This window comes from Xiashengella succiniciproducens (genome assembly GCF_023674465.1).
GTDB classification, from domain to species: Bacteria; Bacteroidota; Bacteroidia; order Bacteroidales; family Marinilabiliaceae; genus Geofilum; species Geofilum succiniciproducens.
Genome location: NZ_CP098400.1, coordinates 235,849 through 260,078, shown reverse-complemented (window position 1 = coordinate 260,078; position 24,230 = coordinate 235,849). Strand labels below are relative to the sequence as shown.

21 protein-coding genes are annotated in these 24,230 nt (G+C 44.5%); 15 read left to right on the top strand and 6 right to left on the bottom strand.

Annotated elements, in window-relative coordinates; genetic code table 11:
• The first annotated feature begins 16 nt into the window (after nt 1-16).
• Genes M9189_RS01115 through M9189_RS01105 form a run of 3 tightly spaced genes read left to right on the top strand, consistent with a single transcriptional unit; the run spans nt 17 to nt 2,468 of the window.
• Nucleotides 17-1,126 (top strand): endonuclease/exonuclease/phosphatase family protein, encoded by a 1,110-nt coding sequence (locus M9189_RS01115; protein ID WP_250724070.1) that lies wholly within the window; start codon nt 17-19, stop codon nt 1,124-1,126.
• Between the two features lie 19 nt (nt 1,127-1,145).
• The gene (locus M9189_RS01110; protein ID WP_250724069.1) at nt 1,146-1,940 is read left to right on the top strand and encodes a thymidylate synthase; all 795 of its coding nucleotides are present in this window, start codon (nt 1,146-1,148) and stop codon (nt 1,938-1,940) included.
• A gap of 12 nt (nt 1,941-1,952) precedes the next feature.
• Nucleotides 1,953-2,468 (top strand): dihydrofolate reductase, encoded by a 516-nt coding sequence (locus tag M9189_RS01105; RefSeq protein ID WP_250724068.1) that lies wholly within the window; start codon nt 1,953-1,955, stop codon nt 2,466-2,468.
• 36 nt (nt 2,469-2,504) lie between these two features.
• Here M9189_RS01105 and M9189_RS01100 read toward each other — a convergent pair whose 3' ends face one another.
• Entirely contained in the window at nt 2,505-3,650 is a 1,146-nt protein-coding gene (locus tag M9189_RS01100; protein ID WP_250724067.1) for an MFS transporter, read from the bottom strand.
• A 115-nt stretch (nt 3,651-3,765) separates the two neighbouring features.
• Between M9189_RS01100 and M9189_RS01095 the strand changes: the two genes are divergently transcribed.
• Nucleotides 3,766-4,134 (top strand): YbaN family protein, encoded by a 369-nt coding sequence (locus tag M9189_RS01095; protein WP_250724066.1) that lies wholly within the window; start codon nt 3,766-3,768, stop codon nt 4,132-4,134.
• Between the two features lie 82 nt (nt 4,135-4,216).
• On the top strand, nt 4,217-5,689 hold the full coding sequence (locus M9189_RS01090) for a catalase (RefSeq protein ID WP_250724065.1): 1,473 nt from the start codon (nt 4,217-4,219) through the stop codon (nt 5,687-5,689).
• A gap of 58 nt (nt 5,690-5,747) precedes the next feature.
• On the opposite strand, the gene M9189_RS01085 is transcribed toward M9189_RS01090, so the two are convergent.
• A complete protein-coding gene (locus tag M9189_RS01085; RefSeq protein ID WP_250724064.1) occupies nt 5,748-6,581 on the bottom strand; it encodes a hypothetical protein in 834 nt (277 codons plus the stop codon).
• A gap of 95 nt (nt 6,582-6,676) precedes the next feature.
• On the opposite strand from M9189_RS01085, the gene M9189_RS01080 reads away from it, so the two are divergent.
• A complete protein-coding gene (locus M9189_RS01080) occupies nt 6,677-7,603 on the top strand; it encodes a DMT family transporter (protein WP_250724063.1) in 927 nt (308 codons plus the stop codon).
• Here the strand turns inward: M9189_RS01080 and recJ are convergent.
• The 3 genes from recJ to lipA form a co-directional block, all read right to left on the bottom strand.
• Nucleotides 7,578-9,293 (bottom strand): single-stranded-DNA-specific exonuclease RecJ, encoded by a 1,716-nt coding sequence (gene recJ, locus M9189_RS01075; RefSeq protein WP_250724062.1) that lies wholly within the window; start codon nt 9,291-9,293, stop codon nt 7,578-7,580. The genes M9189_RS01080 and recJ overlap by 26 nt on opposite strands.
• An 83-nt stretch (nt 9,294-9,376) precedes the next feature.
• Nucleotides 9,377-10,060 (bottom strand): lipoyl(octanoyl) transferase LipB, encoded by a 684-nt coding sequence (gene lipB, locus M9189_RS01070; RefSeq protein WP_250724061.1) that lies wholly within the window; start codon nt 10,058-10,060, stop codon nt 9,377-9,379.
• A 6-nt stretch (nt 10,061-10,066) separates the two neighbouring features.
• Entirely contained in the window at nt 10,067-10,936 is an 870-nt protein-coding gene (lipA, locus tag M9189_RS01065; protein WP_250724060.1) for a lipoyl synthase, read from the bottom strand.
• Between the two features lie 183 nt (nt 10,937-11,119).
• On the opposite strand from lipA, the gene lysS reads away from it, so the two are divergent.
• The 3 genes from lysS to M9189_RS01050 are packed head-to-tail and all read left to right on the top strand — an operon-like array spanning nt 11,120 to nt 15,244.
• Nucleotides 11,120-12,847, top strand: coding sequence for a lysine--tRNA ligase (gene lysS, locus M9189_RS01060; RefSeq protein WP_250724059.1), 1,728 nt, complete (start codon nt 11,120-11,122; stop codon nt 12,845-12,847).
• A 30-nt stretch (nt 12,848-12,877) separates the two neighbouring features.
• Nucleotides 12,878-13,876 (top strand): NAD(P)H-dependent glycerol-3-phosphate dehydrogenase, encoded by a 999-nt coding sequence (locus tag M9189_RS01055; protein ID WP_250724058.1) that lies wholly within the window; start codon nt 12,878-12,880, stop codon nt 13,874-13,876.
• A gap of 21 nt (nt 13,877-13,897) precedes the next feature.
• Nucleotides 13,898-15,244, top strand: coding sequence for a glucose-6-phosphate isomerase (locus M9189_RS01050; RefSeq protein ID WP_250724057.1), 1,347 nt, complete (start codon nt 13,898-13,900; stop codon nt 15,242-15,244).
• 175 nt (nt 15,245-15,419) lie between these two features.
• Here M9189_RS01050 and M9189_RS01045 read toward each other — a convergent pair whose 3' ends face one another.
• Nucleotides 15,420-16,253: an ATPase gene (locus tag M9189_RS01045; protein ID WP_250724056.1), complete on the bottom strand. Its 834-nt coding sequence runs from the start codon at nt 16,251-16,253 to the stop codon at nt 15,420-15,422.
• Nucleotides 16,254-16,319: 66 nt separating this feature from the next.
• Between M9189_RS01045 and M9189_RS01040 the strand changes: the two genes are divergently transcribed.
• The 6 genes from M9189_RS01040 to M9189_RS01015 all read left to right on the top strand — a co-directional run bounded on the left by M9189_RS01040 (nt 16,320) and on the right by M9189_RS01015 (nt 24,221).
• Nucleotides 16,320-17,807, top strand: coding sequence for a glycosyltransferase family 2 protein (locus tag M9189_RS01040; RefSeq protein WP_250724055.1), 1,488 nt, complete (start codon nt 16,320-16,322; stop codon nt 17,805-17,807).
• Complete coding sequence (locus tag M9189_RS01035; RefSeq protein WP_250724054.1) at nt 17,791-18,759, top strand: DUF4922 domain-containing protein; 969 nt, start codon at nt 17,791-17,793, stop codon at nt 18,757-18,759. Before M9189_RS01040 ends, M9189_RS01035 begins: the two co-directional genes overlap by 17 nt.
• Nucleotides 18,750-20,081, top strand: coding sequence for a SpoIID/LytB domain-containing protein (locus M9189_RS01030; RefSeq protein WP_250724053.1), 1,332 nt, complete (start codon nt 18,750-18,752; stop codon nt 20,079-20,081). The genes M9189_RS01035 and M9189_RS01030 overlap by 10 nt, the downstream gene beginning before the upstream one ends.
• Before the next feature lie 178 nt (nt 20,082-20,259).
• Nucleotides 20,260-21,612, top strand: a complete 1,353-nt coding sequence (locus tag M9189_RS01025) for an AmpG family muropeptide MFS transporter (protein ID WP_250724052.1) — start codon at nt 20,260-20,262, stop codon at nt 21,610-21,612.
• Nucleotides 21,613-21,658: 46 nt separating this feature from the next.
• Nucleotides 21,659-23,605, top strand: a complete 1,947-nt coding sequence (gene dnaG / locus M9189_RS01020; RefSeq protein ID WP_250724051.1) for a DNA primase — start codon at nt 21,659-21,661, stop codon at nt 23,603-23,605.
• A gap of 127 nt (nt 23,606-23,732) precedes the next feature.
• Nucleotides 23,733-24,221 (top strand): pyridoxamine 5'-phosphate oxidase family protein, encoded by a 489-nt coding sequence (locus M9189_RS01015; RefSeq protein WP_250724050.1) that lies wholly within the window; start codon nt 23,733-23,735, stop codon nt 24,219-24,221.
• Nucleotides 24,222-24,230: the final 9 nt, after the last annotated feature.

The window sequence follows — 24,230 nt, the reverse complement described above, 5'->3', positions numbered from 1 at the left end:
GAAGTTTAATACAGGCTTGAAAAAGATTCTTTATTCAATATCGCTCACTATCGTGACATTGTCTGCACTGGCCTTGCTGTTTTCAACAGCAACAGCCTATATCCCACCGGGAAGTCTCCACTTCCTGGCCTTTGCTGGCTTTGCCTTTGTTGCTCTATGGATCTTCAACCTTGCCCTTGCCATTATTCTGCTGCTACGTAAATCATGGTTTGTCTTAATACCAATTATCGCACTTCTAATTAGTCTACCTCACTGGAACCATTGCTTCAGAATCTGGGGTAAGAATGTCGAAGCATCTCTGGTATTGGAAAAACCGGTAACGGTGATGTCATACAATACCAGAATGTTCGATTACTACAAGCATTCAGGAGTGAACAATACCCCGGAAGTAACCTTTGATTTTATCTTGCAACAATCGCCCGACATTATAAGCTTTCAGGAGTACTATACAAAGCTGAAGCCGGAGGAATACAGCCCTGCAGCAATAGCTATGAAGTTCAGAGCCTATCCTCACAGATATTTCGAATATACTGAAAAGCACAAGGGAAACACCGGTTATGGATTAGCTATCTATTCAAAATACCCTATTATCGAAGGTGGTGCAATACGCTTCGATCAGAGCCGTAATATGACAATCTATGCCGATATCGACATAAACGGTACCGTTGTAAGGGTATTTAACTCGCACCTTGAGTCTATAGGATTCCAGGATAACGAACTGGAAGTGCTTGACAGTCTTGATTTTCGCATGAGCGAAAGTCAGAAACGGGGACTTATAAATATTTCAAGAAAACTCACAAGGGCACTTAGGTCACGGGCCACCCAGGCAGAGACAATCTCAGGACAGATTGCAGAGTCACCATATCCGGTGATAGTCTGCGGTGATTTTAATGATATCCCTGTGTCTTATGTTTACCGCAAAATGCGTGGTAAACTAAAAGATGCCTTTACAGAATCCGGATCAGGTTTCGGAGGTACATACAATGGACGACGCCTCCCCTCTTTCCGCATTGATTATATTTTCCATGATCCTGCATTCAGTTCCTATAATTTCAGGAAATTCCCGGTCAAGTATTCAGATCATTACCCGATAATGACTGTTATTGACCTTAATCCCAAAAGGTGATCGACTAAAACATTGTAAGATGCAACAATATCTCGACCTCGTACGAAGGGTGCTAGCAGAAGGCGTACTTAAGGAAGACAGAACAGGCACCGGAACCATTTCGGTTTTCGGACACCAGATGCGCTTCAATCTTGAGGACGGTTTTCCTCTTGTCACAACAAAAAAACTACACCTTAAATCTATCATATACGAGTTACTGTGGTTTTTAAAGGGTAGTACAAATGTCAAATACCTTCAGGATAACGGGGTGCGCATCTGGAATGAATGGGCTAAGGAAGACGGTGAACTGGGACCCATTTACGGTTATCAATGGAGGTCATGGCCGGATTATAGCGGAGGTCATATTGACCAGGTACTACAGGTTATCGAATCAATAAAGAATAATCCTGATTCACGGAGGCATATAGTATCGGCATGGAATGTGGGGCAAATCGATGAAATGCAGTTGCCTCCCTGCCATATCTTGTTTCAGTTTTATGTTGCCAACGGCAGACTAAGCTGTCAGCTCTATCAACGCAGTGCAGATATCTTCCTGGGAGTTCCCTTCAATATAGCCTCCTATGCCCTCTTGACTATGATGGTAGCACAGGTTTGCGGTCTCAAACCCGGAGATTTTGTCCATACTTTGGGGGATTCACATATCTATTGCAACCATATCGAGCAGGTAAAGCTGCAGATAAGCAGGGAACCTCGTCCTCTGCCTGTAATGAAGATCAACCCCAGCATAAGGAACATTGATGAGTTCAGTTTCGAGGACTTTGAACTTACAGGATATGATCCTCACCCACATATTAAAGGCGATATCGCTGTATAAAATATAGCCGGAATGGAGATAGCCATCATTGTAGCGATAGACCAGCAACGAGCCATCGGGAAAGATGGAGACCAGCTTGCATACATAAGTGGTGACCTGAAGCGATTCAAGCAGCTTACAACAGGTAATGCAATAGTTATGGGACGAAAGACCTTCGAGGCCCTGCCCAAAGGTGCACTTCCTAACAGACTTAATATTGTTGTGAGCAGAAATAAAGACCTGCAGCTGCCCGGTTGCATTGTGGTTTCCTCCACAGAGGAAGCTGTGGAGGCAGCCAGGGAATACAGGAAGCTCTTTGTAATAGGCGGTGGTGAGATCTACAAGGCATTTCTGCCATATTCAGACACATTGCACCTTACCGTCATTCACCATAACTTTGAGGGTGCTGATACCTGGTTTCCCGAATGGTCAGCCCAGGAATGGCATTGCACTGAAAAAAGCGAAGTCCTTACTGACGAGAAAAGCGGATTGCTTTACCACTACGAGATCCTTGTGAGGACTTCACAGGTAAGGCTTACTTTCAGTTGAGACACTTCATACTCAGCTGTATTTCAAACAGAATCCTTAACGCCTTTTCTTTAAAGAGACTAAAACAAAGGCGATAACCACAAAGCCGGTCAGTACTAAAAAACTAGCGTATAGACTGTACAGTTCGGCAACAAAACCAAGGATTACAGGACCGGTAAGGAAGCCTATATTTGATGAGGCTGCAATCATCGAAATACCATCTGCAGGCCTAATGCCATCAACATTGGAGGCCAGACGATAGATCTCGGGAACTACGACTGAGAAGCCCAGGCCAATTATCAAAAATCCGCAGAATACTATTACACCGACTGTGCTAAGCACCAGTGCAAAACCCACAATGCTGGTAAGAACAGCCATACTAAGCAGTCGCCATGAACCAAATCTCAGACTCATCGCATCACCCATGAAACGGCCTATTGCCATACCAACGGCAAACAAAGCATAGGCTAGTCCCCACAGTTCGGCTCTTACAATTACAACCTCCTTCATATAAAGGGAGCTCCAGTCAGCGATGGCGCCTTCAGACGCCATCATAACCATCGCTATCATAGCAATCAGCAGGATGGGCTTCCAGGGAATAGAACCCTTCTCTTTCCTGGTTTTCGCTTCTCCTTTTATATTAATGTATTCCTTACGAAGGTATAGGTTTGCTGATATCAGAATCACCAGCACCACGCCAAGGTGCACAAAGGGCATATTGAAGCGTCCCGCAAGATAACCTCCGAGCGAGGCTCCAATCATCCCACCTATACTCCAGAAACCATGGGTTCCGGTCATTATATACTTACCTGCTCTCTTCTCAACCTCAGCAACAAGTGAATTAAGACCTATAGCAAAGATTGAACTGCACATTCCGTAATAAAAAAGTGCGGCAAGCAGCCAGTAATAACCTGGAGCTGAGAAGATTCCAAAGAGTGAAGTGGCATAGAGTATAAAGCCCCAGAAAGCCTGTCGTCCGACACCTAAAATGATAGTCAGTCGGTTGGACAGAGGAATTGTAAGGAAGGAGCCAAGGGATCCAAAAAACAGTGCCGTCCCTATCCTTGCCTCACCAATCTGCAACTTATGAGCTATAAAGGGAATATATACAATCCATGTACTAAACACCAATGCAAAGCAGGTGTACATAAATGCCGGGGCGAAATATTTCTTTTCGGTAAAGAAGATCTTTAATGATAACATACGCTCAAAAATGTGCGCGAAGTTACGCAAAACTTGCACATTGTGCATAAATGGTCTAAATTAAGACATTGTAAAATTTGTGAATGATCCCGAAGATTGTGAAAAGTCATATCTGATGCTAAAGTCTATTTATATTGTGCTGGGCTCAATAGCACTGGCTCTGGGTTTAGTGGGAATAGTAGTACCGGGTTTGCCCACCACCCCCTTCCTCCTCCTTTCAGCCTACCTATATATGAAGGGCTCACCCAGGTTGCACCAATGGCTGCTTAATAATAAATACCTGGGAGGAAGGATTAGAAGATATGAGACTAATAAGGGCTTATACAGACACGAAAAAATCTATTCCATTGTGCTAATGTGGATTATGGTGTCGATATCTGCCTGGGTCCTTATCAGTAATATCAACCTACGTATTGTTGTACTAGCTGCTGCCTGTATTGGTACAATAGTTGTGTGGTTTTGGGTCCCGAATGCCAAGAAATAGCCGGTTGTCATGTCCTGCAGGACTTCCCTCCGCTACGAATTCAGGTCACATAGAAATATAGTTAACCTAAAATTATACAGGTATGAAAGACGATAAAAAAAGGCTGACAACCGCATCAGGAAGGCCGTATCACGAAAATGAAGACAGTATGTCTGCAGGTCCACGGGGACCTGTGTTAATCCAGGACAGCTTTCTGTTTGAGAAACTTGCTCACTTTAACAGGGAGAGAATCCCCGAAAGAGTGGTACACGCCAAGGGTACAGGTGCATTTGGGAAATTCACAGTAACCAATGATATCACCAAATACACATGCGCTTCTCTGTTTAGCAGGGTAGGCAATGAATGTCGTGTGTTTATAAGGTTCTCAACTGTTGGTGGAGAAAAGGGAAGTGCAGACACCGAACGTGACCCAAGAGGCTTTGCCGTTAAGTTCTATACTGATGAAGGCAACTGGGACCTTGTTGGAAACAATACTCCGGTATTCTTTATCAAGGATGCTAAGAAATTCCCCGACTTTATCCACACTCAGAAACGTGATCCGCACACCAACCTCAAGAGTCCGACCATGATGTGGGATTTCTGGAGTCTCAATCCTGAAAGTCTCCACCAAATAATGATACTCTTCAGTGACAGAGGCACACCAGATGGTTACCGTCATATGAACGGGTATGGAAGCCATACCTTCTCTATGTACAACGAAAAGGGTGAAAGAGTATGGGTTAAGTTCCACTTCAAAACCCAGCAGGGAAACAAGACTCTTTCGGCAGCTCAGGCAGAGGATCTGAGAGGCAAGGATCCTGACTATGCTCAGAGAGACCTTGTAAATGCCATCAGGAAGGGCGATTATCCAAAGTGGACTCTCAATATCCAGGTGATGACAGACGAACAGGCAAAGAAGTTCAGGTGGAATCCATTTGATGTCACAAAGGTTTGGTCTCACTCAGAATACCCGCTTATTGAGGTCGGTGTGATGGAGCTCAATGAGATACCCGTTAACTACTTTGCTGATGTAGAGCAGGCTGCCTTTGCACCTTCAAATGTGGTTAGAGGTATAGGCCTGTCACCTGACAAGATGTTGCAGGGTCGACTCTTTGCTTATCCTGATGCTCACCGCTACCGCCTGGGAGCAAATTATGAGCAAATCCCCGTCAACAGACCTATTGTTCCGGTCCACAATCATGAACGCGACGGCTATATGTCTGTAAATGGTAACGGAGGTGATGCACCCAACTACTATCCTAATAGTTATGATGGTATAGAAGCTGATCCAAAGTACAAGAGTCCGGGTATGGATCTTCACTCAGACTGGGCTGACTTTTACGACCGCAACGAGAATGATGACGACCATTATACCCAGCCTGGACAGCTATTTAGAAAGGTCATGACAGACAGAGAACGCAAGGCAACAATCAGCAATTTTGCCGGTTCAATGGCCGGAATTGAAGGCCCTAAGCGAGACGAAATAATACAACGTCAGCTTGGACACTTCTACAAGGTTGATAAAGAACTTGCAACAGAGATTGCCAAGAAGCTTAATTTCAACTTCAAGCCATAGTAAAATAAAGAGGGGTGTCTTGTAGGACACCCCTCTTTATTTTGCTTAGAGACAAATACTACTCCACCATTTTGTTTCTAACCCTGTAAATCTCTTTGGTAATAAACAATACCTGAGCTTCTGTGATTGCATCATTTTCAACAGCAAGATAAGTATTGTAAAGTGGCAGCAGTTCAGATATAGTTTCAGCTACAGCCGGATCATCCTTTGCAACTTGCATAAGTTCCATCAGAGTGTCAAGAGAAGCCTTTTGCTTCATTATTATCGTTACCATTTCCTTGTTGTAGTACACATTCTCGGTAATGTGAGTAACAATGTAAAGACCCTCAACCCAGGTTCCGGCAAGAACGAGCAGAGATACTGATCCCCTGTTGGCCTGATTTAGATATTCATATGTATCGTAGAAGGTGTTTGTAATGATGTTTACAAGTTCATCCTTATTATCCTGATTAGCTTCAACCTGTTCAATCACATCCTGGCTGATAGCGCCGGAAATATTCAGAGCATCGATAAGCTTCTTGGATACATCCATATAATCTATAACACTCTGCTTTTGGTTATAAGCGCTGGCATAGCTAAGGTCAGCGCTATAGATACCCAGATTCAGAGCCTTTGATTTTTCTGTAAGGTAACGCTCCACATTGCTAACCGGATTTGAAAGAGTCAGAATATATGCTGCACCAATCCTGTTAAGCATTTCAGTGACTTCAAATGCTGTAGGAAGCGGATATACGAATTCACGTACTTTTTCTTCAACTGTGGTTTTCTCAAGAACAGCTCCATCCTGCGGACCGTCGCCAGACGATTTGCGCTTCATATTGCAGGAGGTCAGGAGCAGAACTACTGAGGTGATCAAAGTAAGTGCAATCTTGGGATTTAAGAGTTGTCTCATAGTTTTCCAATTTATGTTTCCACAAATATAAAGTATAATTTAATCAAAATGTGAAGCCTATTACTAATTTTGCAGCGCGATTATTAACAACACATATGACCAACAACACCAAAGGTATTTTACTTTCGTTGAATACCGCAATTCTTTGGGCCACACTAGCTATAGCCCTTAAAGTAGCTCTTAACTATATTGACTCTTACACCATCGTATGGTGGCGCTTTTTGGTCGCCTTTGGCTCAATTGCCCTATTTATGGCTATTAAGACTCCATCCTCACTCAAGATACTTGTCAAACCACCGCTTTCCCTCGTAGCTGCTGCTATATTACTGGGATTTAACTTTATAGGATATCAACAGGGTGTAAACTATGGAGGCCCGCTTGTAGCACAGATAATTATTCAGCTTGGTCCGGTACTGTTGGCCTTTGCCGGATTCTTTATGTTTAAGGAAAAAGCAGATACCATCCGTATCGCCGGTTTTATTCTTACTGCTGTGGGTTTTGTCGTGTTTTACTACTATCAGCTGGACTTTATTCCCGGCAAGGAAGAACTCCAGACAGGATTTTTATGGCTTTTGATGGGATCAGTAACCTGGACCGGCTATGCTATAATCAATAAAATGGTGGTAAATAAATACAGTACTTCTGAGATAAGTCTAATGCTTTATGCCATACCAATGTTGATGTTCCTGCCATTTGCTGATTTCTCAACACTATTCCAGGCCCACAGCATTGGCGTATGGTTTCTCTTCCTTTTCCTGGCATTCAATACCCTGCTGGCCTACGGAAGTCTTTCATTAGCACTTAAATACATAGACGCCAATAAAATAAGCGTCATCATAACGCTCAACCCCATCATCACAGTGCTTTTGATGGAGATATTGCTGTGGATCAATGTCAGCTGGTTCAGTACAGATGCTCTGGCACCAATGGCCTATATAGGAGCGCTTGTTGTACTTATTGGAGCTATAATGGCTGTAGGGGTATTCAGCAAGAAGGCTAATAAGGGAAAAGCAAATCCTTAATCATTAGTTGTACCGAACTTACTCCATTGTATACATTCTCTTCGATGGAGTAAACAATATCAAAGGGCTCTCTTGACTGGATCTTCGTAAGATGATCCTTCATTGAGAATCCTATCCCCCTGACTATTGCCCCTGAGCATTCCTCAATAAGCTCAAACTTGATGTGGTCACGCCCCTTTCCCACTAGTTTGGTGGTTCCGTAATCAATCACTCTGCGGGTAACAAACAAAGGCTTCTGATTGGCGGGCCCAAATGGGGCAAACTGGGCTAGCAGCCTCATAAGTCTGGCATTAATGTCCTTGAGCCTTATCTCGGCATCTATTTCAACCTGAGGAATCATCTGTTCGGGAGTGATGTGTGCCTCTACCCACTCTTCGAATCGCTGGGCAAAAAGCTCAACATTCCCAATATCCATAGTTAGCCCGGCAGCAGATGTGTGACCCCCAAAGCTAATCAACAGGTCACTGCATGACTCCACTGCACTATAAAGGTCGAATCCTTCAACTGAACGAGCCGAGCCGGTAGCCAGTCCCTGACTCTCGGTTATTATTACCGTAGGCCTGTAGAATTTATCCATCAGACGGGATGCAACAATCCCTATTACCCCTTTATGCCAGTGAGGTCTGAACAAGACAGTACTTTTGCGCTCCTTTTGTGAAGGATCATTGATGAGTAGTTGCAAAGCCTCATCTGTAATCTTTTTGTCAAGATCCTTACGAACCTCATTATGTCCATTGATATTTGCGCTAAGACTTTTTGCAAGCTCTTCCTCTCCACTGATCAGAAGTTCCACTGCATCGCGTCCTGATTCAATACGTCCTGCAGCATTTATTCTGGGACCAATCTTAAACACTACGTCACTCATCTCCAGCTCCTTGCCCTCCATATTGGACACATGAATGATGCTTTTCAATCCGGTACCCGGATCGTTGTTCAGCTGCTTGAGTCCATAATAGGCCAATATCCGGTTCTCCCCCGTGATAGGCACTATATCGGCAGCAATGCTTACTGCCACAAGGTCAAGATACTTATATAAAGGCTCAACAGGGTAGCCATTATGCAGGCAGAAAGCCTGCAAAAGCTTAAAACCCACACCACAACCTGAGAGGTCCTTGTAGGGATAGGTATCATCCTGACGTTTGGGGTCTATACAGGCTAAAGCCTCGGGAAGAGCTTCCCCAGGAGTATGGTGGTCACAGACTATAAAGTCAATGCCGAAATTCTTTGCATACCTTATTTTATTGACTGCCTTGATGCCGCAGTCCAGCGATATTATCAGACTGCAGCCGCTGTCGGCTGCAGCTTCTATACCCTTGGTAGATATTCCATATCCTTCAGTATATCGGTCAGGGATATAAAACAAAAGATTTTGATAATAACGCCTTAGAAAGGAAAACACAAGCGCTACAGCAGTAGTCCCGTCAACATCATAATCACCATAGATCATAATTCTTTCCCCACTGCGAATCGCCTTGCACAGGCGATCAACGGCAATATCCATATCCTTCATAAGAAAAGGGTCGTGAAGGTCATCAAGTGAAGGCCTGAAAAAAGACTTTGCTGATGAGAAACTGTCAACTCCTCTCTGTACCAAAAGATTAGCTACAATCTTATCTACATTAAGTTCTCCAGCCAAAGCCTCAACAACAGCACTATCACCTGGTTCTTTGATCTTCCAACGTCTTTCCATTAACTACCAAAGCCTCCTAAAATAAATTACAATCCAAATATAGCCAATTTGCTTTGGATACTGAGAAGATGTCGGATAATAAACTAAACCAGACTAAGACCAAACAAAGCTGTCAGTTTGCCAAGCAGTACTTTCTTAACGGCTTCAATATCCTGGGGTGCCTGAAGTTCCTTCTGGAAAGATGTCACACCCTTGTCGACAAAACCACAGGGATTGATATGAGTGAAATAACTAAGGTCGGTATTTACGTTTAGAGCAAAGCCATGCATAGTCACATAACGGCTGGCCCTAACTCCTATTGCGCAAATCTTGCGTGCAGCAAGACCCTTGTCTACATCCAGCCAGACCCCAGTCGCACCATCAAGACGGGTGGCTTCAATGCCAAAATCAGCAAGAGTCTGTATTATTGCCTCCTCAAGTCTGTGGATATACTCCTTGATACCTATACCTATGGCTTCCAGGTCAAAAATCGGGTAGCCCACTATCTGTCCGGGACCGTGATAAGTGATATCCCCTCCACGGTTGATACGGTAAAACTTTGCGTTAATCCTCTGTAACAAGACATCAGGAATCAGGAGGTTTGACTCATGTCCGCTTTTCCCTAGCGTATAAACGTGAGGATGCTCACAAAACAGCAGATAGTTTGATACTCCCTGCTGCTCTGCTTTTCCGCTTTTTGCTGATGTAAGTTTATCGAATAGCTCTTCCTGGATATCCCAGGCTTCCTTATAATCAATCAGGCCTAAATCTCTGTATTCTACATTCATAATTGATCAATCCTTCAAAGCATTAATATGGCGCTCGGCATGGTAGGAGGAACGAACCAGCGGGCCGCTCTCTACATACTTAAAGCCCATCTTTAGGCCTTCCTCTTTGTAAAACCTAAACTGCGCAGGCTTGATATACTCCTGTACCGGAAGGTGTTTGGGCGATGGTTGCAAATACTGACCTATTGTAAGTACCCTGACACCAACATTCCTGAGGTCTTTCATAGTTTCAAGCACTTCTTCCTGAGTTTCCCCAAGACCCAGCATTAAGCCACTCTTTGCTATACAACCGGCATCCGCAATATATTTAAGCACATCCAGACTTACATCGTACTTAGCCCTTGAGCGGATCTGAGGAGTCAGTCTCCTGACCGTCTCCACGTTGTGACTGATTACTTCAGGTTGAGCGTCTATAACCATCTGCACCAGATTCGTCATCCCCTGAAAATCGCCAATCAGCACTTCCATAGTCGTCTCAGGGTTGATCTTCTTAACCATCTTGATAGTCTCGACCCAGATTCCGGCACCTCCATCGGGCAAATCATCACGGTCAACAGAGGTTATAACTACATGCCTAAGCTTCATAATCTTTATGGAGCGAGCTATTCGCAACGGCTCTTTGTAGTCCACAGCCTCAGGCCTTCCTGTCTTTACATTACAAAACTTACAAGCCCTTGTGCATATATCGCCAAGTATCATAAAAGTGGCTGTTCCTGCACCCCAGCACTCGGCTGCATTTGGGCATTTTCCGCTAGTACAGATTGTATGCAGCTCATGATCACGGATGGTTTTATTCATCCAGCTGTATTCGTTGGTGTTGGGAAGTTTAATCTTTAGCCAATCCGGCTTGCTTATACCTTTCTTCGTATTTTCCATCAGAACTATCTATTGTTGTGGCCGGGTATCAAGGCAAAATTAAATTTAAATGTGTATGAATAACAGGCGATGCTCTTAAATGTTTATAGCCTTGGGATTCCATAAAGTAAAGTTACCCTTTTTAAATTGAATATTTTGAACTTATCTTTGCAGCGTTTTACTGTACTTCTAAACGGACAAGACATGGATCAACTCGAACTGAGTGAACAGGAACTTATCAGACGCGAAAGCTTAAAGAAACTGCAGGAGCTTAATATAAATCCCTATCCGGCCGATGAATATCCGGTAACACACTATGCCGGAGACATCCTCAAAAATTACGAAGCCAACCCTGATGCATACCAGGATGTATGCATTGCCGGACGCATCATGGGACGCCGAATTATGGGAAGTGCCTCATTTGCAGAACTAAAAGATTCAACAGGCAGAATTCAGATTTACATTAAACGGGATGATATCTGTCCGGGCGAAGACAAGACTCTGTACAATACCGTCTTTAAGAAACTTCTCGATATAGGTGATATTGTTGGTGTAAAAGGCTTTGCCTTTATTACTCAGACCGGTGAACTCACAGTTCATGTCAAGGAGCTTACCATTCTGGCAAAGGCCTTGAGGCCTTTGCCAGTAGTAAAGGAAAAGGATGGCCAGGTATTCGATGCCTTCTGTGACCCTGAACAGCGTTACCGTCAGCGTTACGTTGACCTTATTGTCAACGATAACGTTATGGACACCTTTATCAAGCGCACCAAGATTATAAACACAATGCGCAATTTCTTCAACGAGAAAGGTTACCTCGAGGTTGAAACACCCATCCTGCAAGCCATTCCCGGTGGAGCTACTGCTCGTCCATTTATCACGCATCACAATGCTCTTAATATACCGCTCTATCTACGTATTGCAAATGAGCTCTATCTTAAAAGGCTTATCGTAGGCGGTTTTGAAGGGGTGTATGAGTTTGCCAAGGACTTCCGCAACGAAGGCATGGACAGGACTCACAATCCTGAATTTACCGTTATGGAAATCTATGTTGCCTACAAAGACTACAACTGGATGATGGACTTCACCGAAGAAATGATAGAGCGCGTTGCTCTTGAACTTCATGGTACTACCAAGGTTCAGCTTGGTGACAACATCATCGATTACAAGAGGCCCTTCAAGCGCATCACAATGATTGATGCTATTAAGGAACATACAGGTATTGATATTACCGGAATGGATGAGGCTCAACTGCGCGAGGTTTGCAAAAAACTAGGCATCGAAACCGATCCGTCAATGGGTAAGGGTAAGCTAATTGATGAGATCTTCGGTGAGAAGTGCGAGCACAATTACATACAACCGACTTTTATTATCGACTATCCTATAGAGATGTCCCCGCTTTGTAAAAGGCATCGCTGTAATCCTGAACTGACCGAGCGTTTCGAATTGATGGTCAATGGCAAGGAACTTGCTAACGCTTATAGTGAGCTCAACGACCCGATCGATCAGCTTGAACGCTTCCAGGAACAGCTCAGACTCTCAGAAAAGGGCGATGACGAGGCTATGTTTATTGACAAGGACTTCGTGCGAGCTCTGGAATATGGTATGCCTCCGACATCAGGTATGGGAATCGGAATTGACAGGCTTACCATGTTTATGACCAACCAGCAATCTATACAGGAAGTACTCTTCTTCCCACAGATGAAACCTGAGAAGAAAGCTGAAAAGGATCCGGATGAGAAGTTTATCGAACTGGGTATTCCCGAAGAATGGGTCGCTGTTGTGCGCAAAGCCGGTTTCCAGAGAGTCAAGGACTTACTGGAAGTGGAAAACCCCAATAAGTTACATCAGGATTTGTGTGGCTTGAACAAAAAGAATAAATTAGGCCTAACCAACCCCTCAAAAGAAGAGGTTGCAGAATGGTTACAGAAGTAACCCCTGCATCTTATCCGAAATACTAAAGACATGGACGTAACTACGTCAAAAATAGGAGTTGTTGGAAGTGGCAGCTGGGCAACGGCCATAGCAAAGATGGTGCTGATAAACTCAGACTCCATCAACTGGCTTTTCCGTAAGCAGGATTATATTGACGCTTTCAGGAAAATAAAGCACAATCCCAACTATCTTACTTCTGTCAGTTTCGACACTGACAGAATTCATTTCACAAATGATATCAACGAGATAGTTGAGAAGTCCGATATCCTGATCTTTGCAAACCCTTCAGCATTCCTGAAAGAAACTCTGCAGGATCTCAAAGTGCCGCTTAAAGACAAATTCATAGTCTCGGCAATCAAAGGTTTGGTTACTGACGAGAACATGGTAATAGGCAGCTATTTCCACACATATTATGATGTACCTCTCGATCAGATACTTGTTATATCAGGACCATGCCACGCCGAAGAGGTTGCATTGGAAAGGTTATCATACCTTACAATTGCCTGCCAGAATATCAAGACCGGACGTGAATTTGCCAACCGTCTGCAGTGCAACTTTATAAATACCGTGGTAACTGACGATATCTACGGTACAGAGTATGCTGCAGTGCTTAAGAATATTATGGCTATTGCATCCGGCATTTGCCATGGTCTTGGCTACGGGGATAACTTTCAGGCTGTGCTGATATCAAATGCCATTCAGGAGATGAAGCGTTTCGTGGATACCGTTCACCCTATCCCTCGCGATATCAAGAGTTCAGCCTACCTTGGCGACCTTCTTGTTACCTGCTATTCGCAGTTCAGCCGTAACCGCACCTTTGGCACTATGATAGGCAAGGGCTACTCAGTCAAAAGTGCCCAGCTTGAAATGCTTATGATTGCAGAGGGGTACTATGCAGCCAAAAGCATAAAGGAGATTAACGACAAGTACAGTGTCTTTATGCCAATAACTAGTGCAGTATATAACATTATATATGAAAAGATCTCTCCTGCAATAGAGATCAGACTTCTTACCGAATTATTACGATAAACTTAAGTTGCTCAATATTGTATGCAAAAGATCAAAATAGACATCACTAAGACGGCAGGCTTTATCACAGATGAAGCATTGCAGGCAATAAAGAAAGAAGTAGTCGACGGATTGCTCACCCTTGAGAAAGGTACAGGAAAGGGAAATGACTTCCTGGGCTGGCTTGATCTGCCTACTTCTGTTGGTAAGGATGAAATTACAAAGATCAGGAAAAGTGCTGAGCGCCTGAGCGCTCAGTCAGAAATAGTAGTTGTTGTGGGTATCGGAGGAAGCTACCTTGGTGCAAAAGCTGTAATAGATGCTCTTTCTGGATATTTCTCTGCCCTGAACAAAGACAGCAAAAGACCTCTTATTGTTTATGCTGGCCACAATATTTGCGAAGACTACAGCTACGAACTTCTGGATCTGCTCAAAGACAAGGATTTTTCTGTTGTTGTTATCTCTAAGTCTGGTACTACTACCGAACCTGCACTGGCATTCCGTCTGCTTAAGGAACTACTTGAAAAGAAATATGGTGTCGGTCAGATCAAGGATCGCATTATAGCTATCACTGATGAGTCCAAAGGTGCATTGCGTACCCTGGCTGACAAGGAAGGTTATGAAACCTATGTAATTCCTGATAATGTTGGAGGTCGCTTCTCTGTTCTTACACCTGTAGGCCTTCTTCCAATAGCAATAGCAGGAATAGATATCGAAAAGCTGCTTGAAGGTGCTGCTTTTATGCAGAAGGAAACAACAGCTGATAAGGCATTTGATGAAAACCCCTCTGCTGTTTACGCTGCTGTAAGAAACCTCCTGTACAGGGATGGCAAGACTACAGAGATACTTGTCAACTACCACTCAAAACTGCACTACGTGGCAGAATGGTGGAAGCAGCTATATGGCGAAAGTGAAGGCAAGGAAAACAAGGGTATTTTCCCGGCATCTGTTGACTTCACTACCGACCTCCACTCAATGGGTCAGTGGATACAAGAAGGACGCCGCGATATCTTCGAAACTGTAATCTCTATCGAAAAACCTAAATACAAGGTTGAGATTCCTAGTGACAGGGACAACCTAGACAACCTCAACTACCTTGCAGGTAAACGTGTTGACGAAGTCAACAAAATGGCGGAGATTGGTACCCGTCTGGCCCATATCGACGGTGGTGTACCCAATATCCGTGTCGTATTACCCGAATTGAACGAGTTCTACCTTGGTCAGCTGCTGTATTTCTTTGAAAAGGCATGCGGTATCAGCGGATATGTATTGGGGGTCAACCCTTTCGACCAACCCGGTGTTGAAGCTTATAAGAAGAACATGTTTGCCCTGCTTGGCAAACCCGGTTCTGAAAAGGAAACCGAAGCTATCAGAAAACGTCTTGATTAACTTAGGACGACATAAAACACAAAAAGGCTGTCACTCTTGTGGTAGCCTTTTTTATTTACAATACGTAAGCTGTAATGGAAATATCAATTGGTACACATAAAAAAGGAACATCTTTCCTTAAAGGCACAATTAAATGCCAGTAGAGCCATTCTATATAGCCCGATTCAGCCAATTCTTAGAGGTGGTACCTTATAAGTCCGGCAACCGGTGATCGCATAATCTGTCCCACCCCAAATCCGGTTATTGCTGCGGCCTCTTTAAGAAGTTCACGAAATTCATAAGCCACGCTACCTACAAAGTTTACCGGCAAACCTGTGGCCTCTGGATACAAGGCTATATTGCGTACAAAGAAGGCTGCAAAAGCTTTTCTTACCAGGTCTGACATAGCCTCTTCCTCAATATTATCGGCAATAAAGTGGGTAAAACCTGCAAGAAACCTGTTGGGGAAGGGATGCCGGTAAACTCTTTCAAGAATATCTGCTGCACTAAGTTGGTACCGCTCAAAGAACCTGCTACAGATATGCTCCGGAACTTGTTTTTTGAGTATATCACCTACCAGTGTCCGTCCCAATACTGCACCACTGCCCTCATCACCCAAAATAAAACCCAGTGGTGGGACATTGCTTACTATCTTATGTCCATCATAATAGCATGAATTGGAGCCTGTACCCAGTATTGCAGCAATACCACTGCCTCTCCCTAACAATGCCCTGGCTGCTGCCATAAGGTCACTCTGTACATCTATTTCGCAAATACCGAAGAACCTCATCAATGCTCTTCCAACAAGCGCACATTTCTCAGGATTAGCGCAGCCAGCTCCGTAAAAATAGATCTTTCTGACCTGATTTATATCCATCGAAAACTCATCCGACAGCACAGCAACTATCTCGTCTTCATCCTGATAGTACGGGTTAATCCCCGGTGTTTCACAATAAAGCACATCCGAACTGTCCCTGTCAACCAGGGCCCAGGTGGTGTGGGTAGATCCGCTGTCGGCAATCAGAATCATGATGCGGGTTTATTTCCTAATAAGACCTAAAGAAAGTAACTTTGACTAGATAAAGATATGCAAAATATGAATGACTCGGTTACCTGCTTTATGCAGGCAGTACATGGGGAAGAACAGGTACTCTCCCGTTTTTGCCTCAACCCCGCAATTAAAAAAGTCTTCCTGGTCGGTAGTCAGGCTACTTATGGCCATATCCACGACAAGGTTCAACACCTTGATGCTGCACCAATATTTACCGGTGATACAATAAAGAAGATAGCAGCATTGTCAGATAGTGAATTCTCTCTGCTCTATACAGGAGCAGGACTGCCTGAAACCGGACCTTATGCTATCGAACGATTTATCCAGATCTGCCGTGCTACCGGAGCTGCAATGCTCTATTCTGATTACAGGGATGAAAGGGACGGAGCTGTTATTAACGTTCCCCTTATCGACTATCAGGAAGGGAGTTTAAGGGATGATTTTAACTTCGGTCCCCTGCTCTTTTTCCGCACAGATATTTTTAAGCAATCTGCTAAGGAAGTAAGCAGTGAACTACGCTTTGGGGCTGTATATGAACTTAGACTTGCAATATCAAGAAGATCCGAGATATTCCATATTCCAGAACCACTCTACACTATCAGGGAAAGCGACCGTCGCAGCAGTGGAGAAAAGATCTTTGACTATGTCAATCCTCGCATGCGTGAGGTTCAGATAGAGATGGAAGAAGTCTGCACCCGCCACCTGAAGGCAGTCGGCGCATGGCTGGCCCCCGACTTCCAAGAGGTCAGACTTGAGGAGGGGACTTTTCCTGTTGAAGCAACAGTGGTTATCCCGGTTCGCAACCGCTGCAAGACTATAGAGGATGCCATTCGTTCCGTACTTGATCAGGAGGTCCCCTTTGGCTTTAACCTGATAGTAGTTGATAATCACTCTACTGATGGCACTTCCGAAATTATTGCCAGCTACGCCAAACATGATAAGCGATTAGTACACGTGATACCTGAGCGCTATGACCTTGGCATAGGAGGATGCTGGAACGAAGCAATCTTCCACCCCATGTGCGGTAGGTTTGCCATCCAGCTCGACAGTGACGACCTATATTTCGACAAGCAGGTGATCAAGACTATAGTGGACTGCTTCTACAGGGAGCGATGTGCTATGGTTGTCGGTTCCTACAGTATGGTAAACTTTAAGCTGGAGGAAATACCTCCGGGAATAATAGATCACAAGGAGTGGACTCCCACCAACGGACCCAACAACGCCCTGCGCATCAATGGACTTGGTGCTCCCAGGGCCTTCTTTACGCCTGTTATCAGACAGATCAGATTTCCAAATACAAGTTACGGTGAGGACTATGCAGTGGGACTGACCATATCACGCAGTTACAGAATAGGCAGAATATACGAACCCCTCTACCTTTGCAGGCGCTGGGAAGACAATAGCGATGCCGCCCTTGACACTGCCCGGATGAATTCTTACAACCATTACAAAGACTGTCTGAGAACCATAGAACTAAATGCCAGAATAAGGAAAAACAGGGACAATAGTTACTCAAATGATAAAGGAGAATAATGATATAAATCGAAAGGTTGAACTACTGATAAAGGAGCAACTTGAAGGATGGGATCTTGCACACAAAAACTTCGGGGCATTGGAAAATGCGCACGAGCGCATTGTTTCCCTGGGTGAGCATATCCAGGTTATACTCCAGCATAATCCCGAACGTATCCGCTCTACAACCGCAAAGACTGATATACATAACATACCTGACGAAAGCCTATGTTTCTTGTGTCAGGCCAACAGGCCCGTGCAGCAACTGTCAGTACCCTACCCTGGAAATATTGAGATACTTGTTAATCCCTATCCTATTTTCAGAAAGCATCTTACAATAGTTTCAAAGACCCACACTCCGCAATCCATACGGGGACACTTCGAAACCATGCTTTCCCTTGCAAATGACCTTTGGAGTTTCTCAGTATTTTATAATGGTCCAGCCTGTGGGGCTTCGGCTCCCATGCACTTTCACTTTCAGGCCGGTGATAAGTACTATATGCCTGTTGAGAGGGAATTTGAATTGCAGGATGGAGATGTACTAATTCAAACAAATAACTCAAGGCTCATAGCCCTGGACAACTATCTGAGAAAGGTCCTGGTTTTGCGAGGTAACAATGCACAGGAATTAAGCAGAATCTTCAAACAGATACTTGGAGTACTAGAAAAACTGATGCCGGGAGAGACAGAACCAATGCTCAATATTATCTGCTGTCGCGCACCAAAAGAATGGAGAACCTTTATTTTTCCCCGCGGCAGTCACAGGCCATCGCAATTCTTCCTTGAGGGGACGAATCAGATTTTGCTTAGTCCTGCGGCAGTAGAGATGGGTGGAGTAGTCAGTTGTCCAAGAGCGGAAGACTTCGAAAAGCTGGATAGCAAACTTATAACAGATATATTCAAGCAGGTATCAGTAAGTAATCCTCTCTGGGAATCAATCAAAACATCAATAACACAGTCAGAATGGAAATAAGGGTTGGCATCATCAGCGGTGAAGAAATATCCTTTATACTAAAGGGCAACTTCAGGGATGCCATGAGCAACAATTTGTTCAGTGGTGAAATCGTGGCACTACAGGAGAAAAACTCCCATGTAATGCTAAAGAATGACATGGGTTTATCCAAATTGCCACTTCCTTTAACTCTTGAACCAGTTGATGCCTCAAATGCCAGCTTTATACTCAGGGATGTGTGCATAGGGAAGGATTTCCATTGGCAGCGCAGTGAAGACCAGGAGTTTAAAGGAAAACTTCAACTTATCGTCGGCCAGGAAGGCCTTGCTGCTGTCAATCAGATAGATATAGAGGACTATCTCAAAAGTGTAATCTCTTCAGAGATGAGTGCCTCCTCATCTATTAACCTCCTTAAAGCCCATGCTGTGATATCACGCAGTTGGCTACTGGCTCAGATACGCAAAACTGAGAAGCTTGCTGAGGAAGAGGTATACAACTCCTGTCACAAAACTGAGGACTCCTGTATCAGGTGGTATGACAGGGAAGAGCATACTGACTATGACGTATGTGCAGACGATCACTGCCAGCGTTATCAGGGAATCACAAGGGCCACTTCTCCAGCCGTAAGTGATGCCGTTGAGGCTACACGTGGGGAAGTGCTTATGTATGATGGGGAGATATGCGATACCCGCTTCTCAAAATGCTGTGGGGGTGTCACCGAATTATTTGAGAACGTCTGGGAACCCAAGGTTCATCCCTACCTCCAAAGCTTTGCGGATGCTGACGCGGGAAGCCTTACTCCCATACCCGATCTTAGGACAGAAGCGGGGGCTGAGAGCTGGATCAGGGGTAACTTTGATTCCTACTGCAATTGTAAAGACCACGAGGTAATAAATCAGGTGCTTAACAGCTATGACAGAGAGACCCCCGATTTCTACCGCTGGAAGATAGTGCTCAGTCAGGAAGAGCTCCAGCATCTGCTAAAAGAAAAAGCAGGACTCGAACTTGGGGAAATTCACGACCTGATACCTGTAGAAAGAGGAGTCTCAGGCAGAATAATACAGCTTAAGATTGTTGGTAGCAAGGGGACATTCACAATAGGCAAGGAACTTGAAATCAGAAGAGCACTTTCTAAAAGCCATCTTTATAGTTCGGCATTTATTGTAGAAAAAAGCCTGCAACGTAATGGTATTGTCAGCTACTTTACCCTTATAGGGGCCGGCTGGGGGCATGGAGTGGGACTATGCCAGATCGGAGCAGCAGTAATGGGTGCCAAAGGAATTGAATACAGGAAGATACTCAGCCATTATTTCCGGGGAGCCGAATTGCAAAAGCTATGGTAGTAATCGCCAGGATCATTGAATATCGATTACCCTGCACAGATTTACGAGTATCATCTGGTCTGCAATCCCTGTAAGTGTAAATGGGGCATATAAATAAACTATATTCAGACTCCCTTGCAAGGCATACAAGCGAGGCTGATACTACGCAAAAAATAATAGAAACTCAGGCTGCCTGGGAATGGCAAAAATAACCCAACAGGCAGTAATACTACCTGATATGAAGGAAAGAAAAGCAAGATCGGCTTGGGCATGGATTCCGTCTCTTTATTTCGCACAGGGCATTCCCTATGTTATGGTCAACACTGTTGCCATCATTATGTACAAGCGACTGGGCATCTCAAACGCTGACATAGCCTTGTACACAGGATGGCTCAACCTGCCCTGGGTAATTAAACCACTGTGGAGTCCGATAGTTGATATATTCCGAACCAAACGCCTGTGGATTATTGCAATGCAGCTAATCCTTGGAGCCTCTCTTGCAGGAGTGGCTCTTAGCCTGCCGGGACCTGAGTTTTTCAGATATTCTCTGATCTTTTTCTGGTTGATAGCTTTTAGTTCGGCAACCCACGACATTGCCGTAGATGGTTTCTATATGCTTGGTCTGGATGAAGCCAGGCAATCTTATTTTATTGGGATACGCAGCACCTTTTACCGCATTGCACTAATCTCAGGCCAGGGTGCCTTGATAATAATAGCAGGCTACCTCGAAAAGCACTCTGCCAACCTCAATATTGCGTGGAGCAAGACCTTTTTAATTGTTGCTATTATCTTCCTGATGTTGTTTCTCTACCATGCCTTCATCCTTCCTAAACCGGCATCAGACAAGCCTGCCGGAAACAGTGAGGGATCTGGCATTACCTCAGAGTTCTTCCGCACCTTTGCAAGTTTTTTCAAGAAACAGCAGGTCGGCTGGGCCTTAGCCTTTATGTTGCTTTTCAGACTGGGAGAGTCTCAACTTGTGAGAATGGCAAGCCCCTTCCTGCTCGACCTCCGCGAAGTCGGAGGTCTGGGACTTTCAACTGAACAAATAGGAATCGTATATGGTACAATTGGGATTATAGCCCTGATGCTGGGAGGCATTACGGGAGGCATCGCAGCCTCCCGTAAAGGACTTAGGTACTGGTTTTTTACAATGGCACTTGCTCTCAACCTACCCAATACTGTGTATCTGTACATGGCCATTATGCAGCCGGAAAGCCTCTACCTGATTTCATTTTTGGTAGCTATAGAACAGTTTGGCTACGGCTTTGGATTTACTGCTTTTATGCTCTACCTTATTTACTTTTCTGATGGAGAGCACAAAACCGCCCATTATGCAATATGTACAGGGTTTATGGCCCTTGGCATGATGCTGCCGGGTATGATCTCTGGTTATATTCAGGAATGGCTGGGCTATAAAAACTTCTTTATCTGGGTACTTATCAGCACAGTGCCGGGCTTTTTTATTATCAATCGCCTCAAGGTGGACAAGAGCTTTGGTATCAGGGGTAGAGATGATTTGTCTGACTCCATCAGTAATGATAACGAATAACACGGCATTTCATTTTTGGCTATCTTTGAAACAATAAAGGGAATATATGATTGACCAGGCCATAGTAGAACGCATCGTAGAGCAAGCCCAGAGCCAGATTACAGAAATCGTATCCGATTATGTAAATCTGAAAAGGCGCGGTGTCAACTATATTGGCAAGTGCCCCTTCCACAATGAAAAGACACCTTCCTTTATAGTTTCCCCCTCCAAAGGGATATTCAAATGCTTTGGCTGTGGTAAGGGCGGTAATGCTGTCAACTTCCTGATGGAGCACGAGCAGATCAGCTTCGTGGAGGCTGTCATAATGCTCGGACGCAGGTTTCATATAACTATAGAGGAGAAGGTACCCACACCCGAAGAACTTGAGCAGCAGACCGAAAGGGAAAGCATGATGCTTGTGACCGAGTATGCAGCTAAGTTCTTTACTAAGTCTCTATATGAAACCGACGAGGGACAGTCGGTTGGACTTGGTTACCTCAGGCAGCGCGGCATTCGGGATGACATAATCAGGAAGTTTCAACTGGGTTACTCTCCCGAACAACGAGATGCACTTACAAAGCAGGCTCTGGTGCATGGCTATAAGCTCCAGTACCTTGAGAAAACGGGACTTACAATAGTTCGTGATGACTATAAAGCCGATCGCTTCAGAGGTAGAGTAATCTTTCCCATCCTTAGTCTTTCGGGTAAGGTTATTGGTTTCGGAGGCCGTATTATCAAAAACGACCCCAACACAGCCAAGTACCTCAACTCGCCTGAGTCTGAGATCTATCACAAAAGCCGCATTCTTTATGGTATCTACCAGGCTCGTCAGGAGATTGTAAGGCAGGACTGCACCTATCTGGTGGAGGGTTATACTGACGTACTTTCCTTTCATCAGGCCGGAATATGCAATGTGGTAGCCAGTTCTGGAACCGCCCTGACTCTGGAACAGATCCAGCTGATGTCGCGCTTTTCGCACAATGTGACCTTTATCTTCGACGGTGACCCTGCCGGTATCAAAGCCTCATTGAGGGGTATCGACATGGTACTTGCCGAAGGCATGAATATTAAAGTGCTGTTGCTTCCTGACGGCCACGACCCCGACAGCTTTGCAAAGTCAATGAGTGGGGAAGAGCTTGTGGAATATATAAGAAGCCACGAGACCGACTTTATCAGGTTTAAAACCTCTGTCCTCATGCAGGATAGCGCCAATGACCCGATAAAAAAGGCCCAGGTAATCCAGGATATTATACGCACTATATCTGTGATTCCGGATCTAATAGTACAATCGGTCTATGTAAAGGAATGCAGCCAGTTGCTGGGAGTGGAAGAAGCCTTCCTGTATGACGGCATTAGGAAACTGAAACTAAAAGAACAAAGCAGGAACGTAAGCAGACGGCCGACACCGTCTGCTCCTCAGCCTGAGACACAGGCACGTGATCTGCCACCACTTACCGATAATCCTCTCGAAAACGAGGAAAGGGAAGTCCTTCGTTACCTTATAAAATATGGAAGCGAAACTCTTGGTCCCGTAACCAGTGGTGAGGAGGTCAGAGATATGACAGTGGGTGAGTTTATTATCCATGAGATCAGGCAGGATGAGCTTAGCAGCCTCAACCCCATTCATAATCTGATACTTGATGAATACGAGGCGAATATGCTTTCACCTGAGTTTGTGCCTCACCGTTACTTTGTGGGACACCCCAACCCTTCAGTCAGTACCCTTGCTACTGACCTGATTGCAAGAGAATACCGGCTGAGCAGGATACATACAAGGTATGGGGATGTCAAGACTGACGAAGACATCCTGGATCAGCTGGTCCCCAGGATTGTAACCGAACTCAAATGGAAGTTCCTAAAGACCAGAATTGAGCACCTTACAATGGAGATGAAGACCGTTCAGGAAGAAGGGAATAACGAAAGGCTTTTGGATCTGATGAAGGAGATAAATCTGCTGCAGAATGCCCTAAAACTTATTTCACATCAACATGGGGAACGGACCATTATTAAATAAGCTTTGTCTCAACAAAGGGACTGAAAAACAGCAAAGGGTATAATTAAGTAATCTTGTTTGCAGGCCGAGAACTAAGTCCAAAATACAAGAGCTAACTAGTATAGACGAATTTTATCATTAAGTATAGATGAAGACAAGGGAACATAAAGATCAGAACATAATAGATTCAGTAATAAAGAATTGTGAGATTTGCTTCGTAGGTCTTGTCACCCATCAAGGGCCCTATGTTATACCGATGAATTTCGGATATAGGGATGGAAAGCTCTTCCTGCACAGCGCGCCGGAAGGAACGGCTGTCGAGGCACTTGAAGCCGACCCCAGAGTCAGTATCTGTTTCTGTAAAGGAGGTAAGCTGGTATATCAGCACAAGGAAGTTGCCTGCAGCTATAGCATGCACTCGACAAGTGTGGTTGTAAAAGGAAAGGTAAGCTTTATCGAAGATATGGACAGTAAACGCGAGGCTCTGGATATTATAATGGAGAACTATACCAATATGTCCTTCACATACTCCGATCCGGCAGTTCGCAATGTCAAAGTCTGGCAGATTGAGATTGAAGAAATAACCTGTAAGGAATTCGGGATACCCAATTCACAATATAGACAGAAATACTTATAATACCCTGCG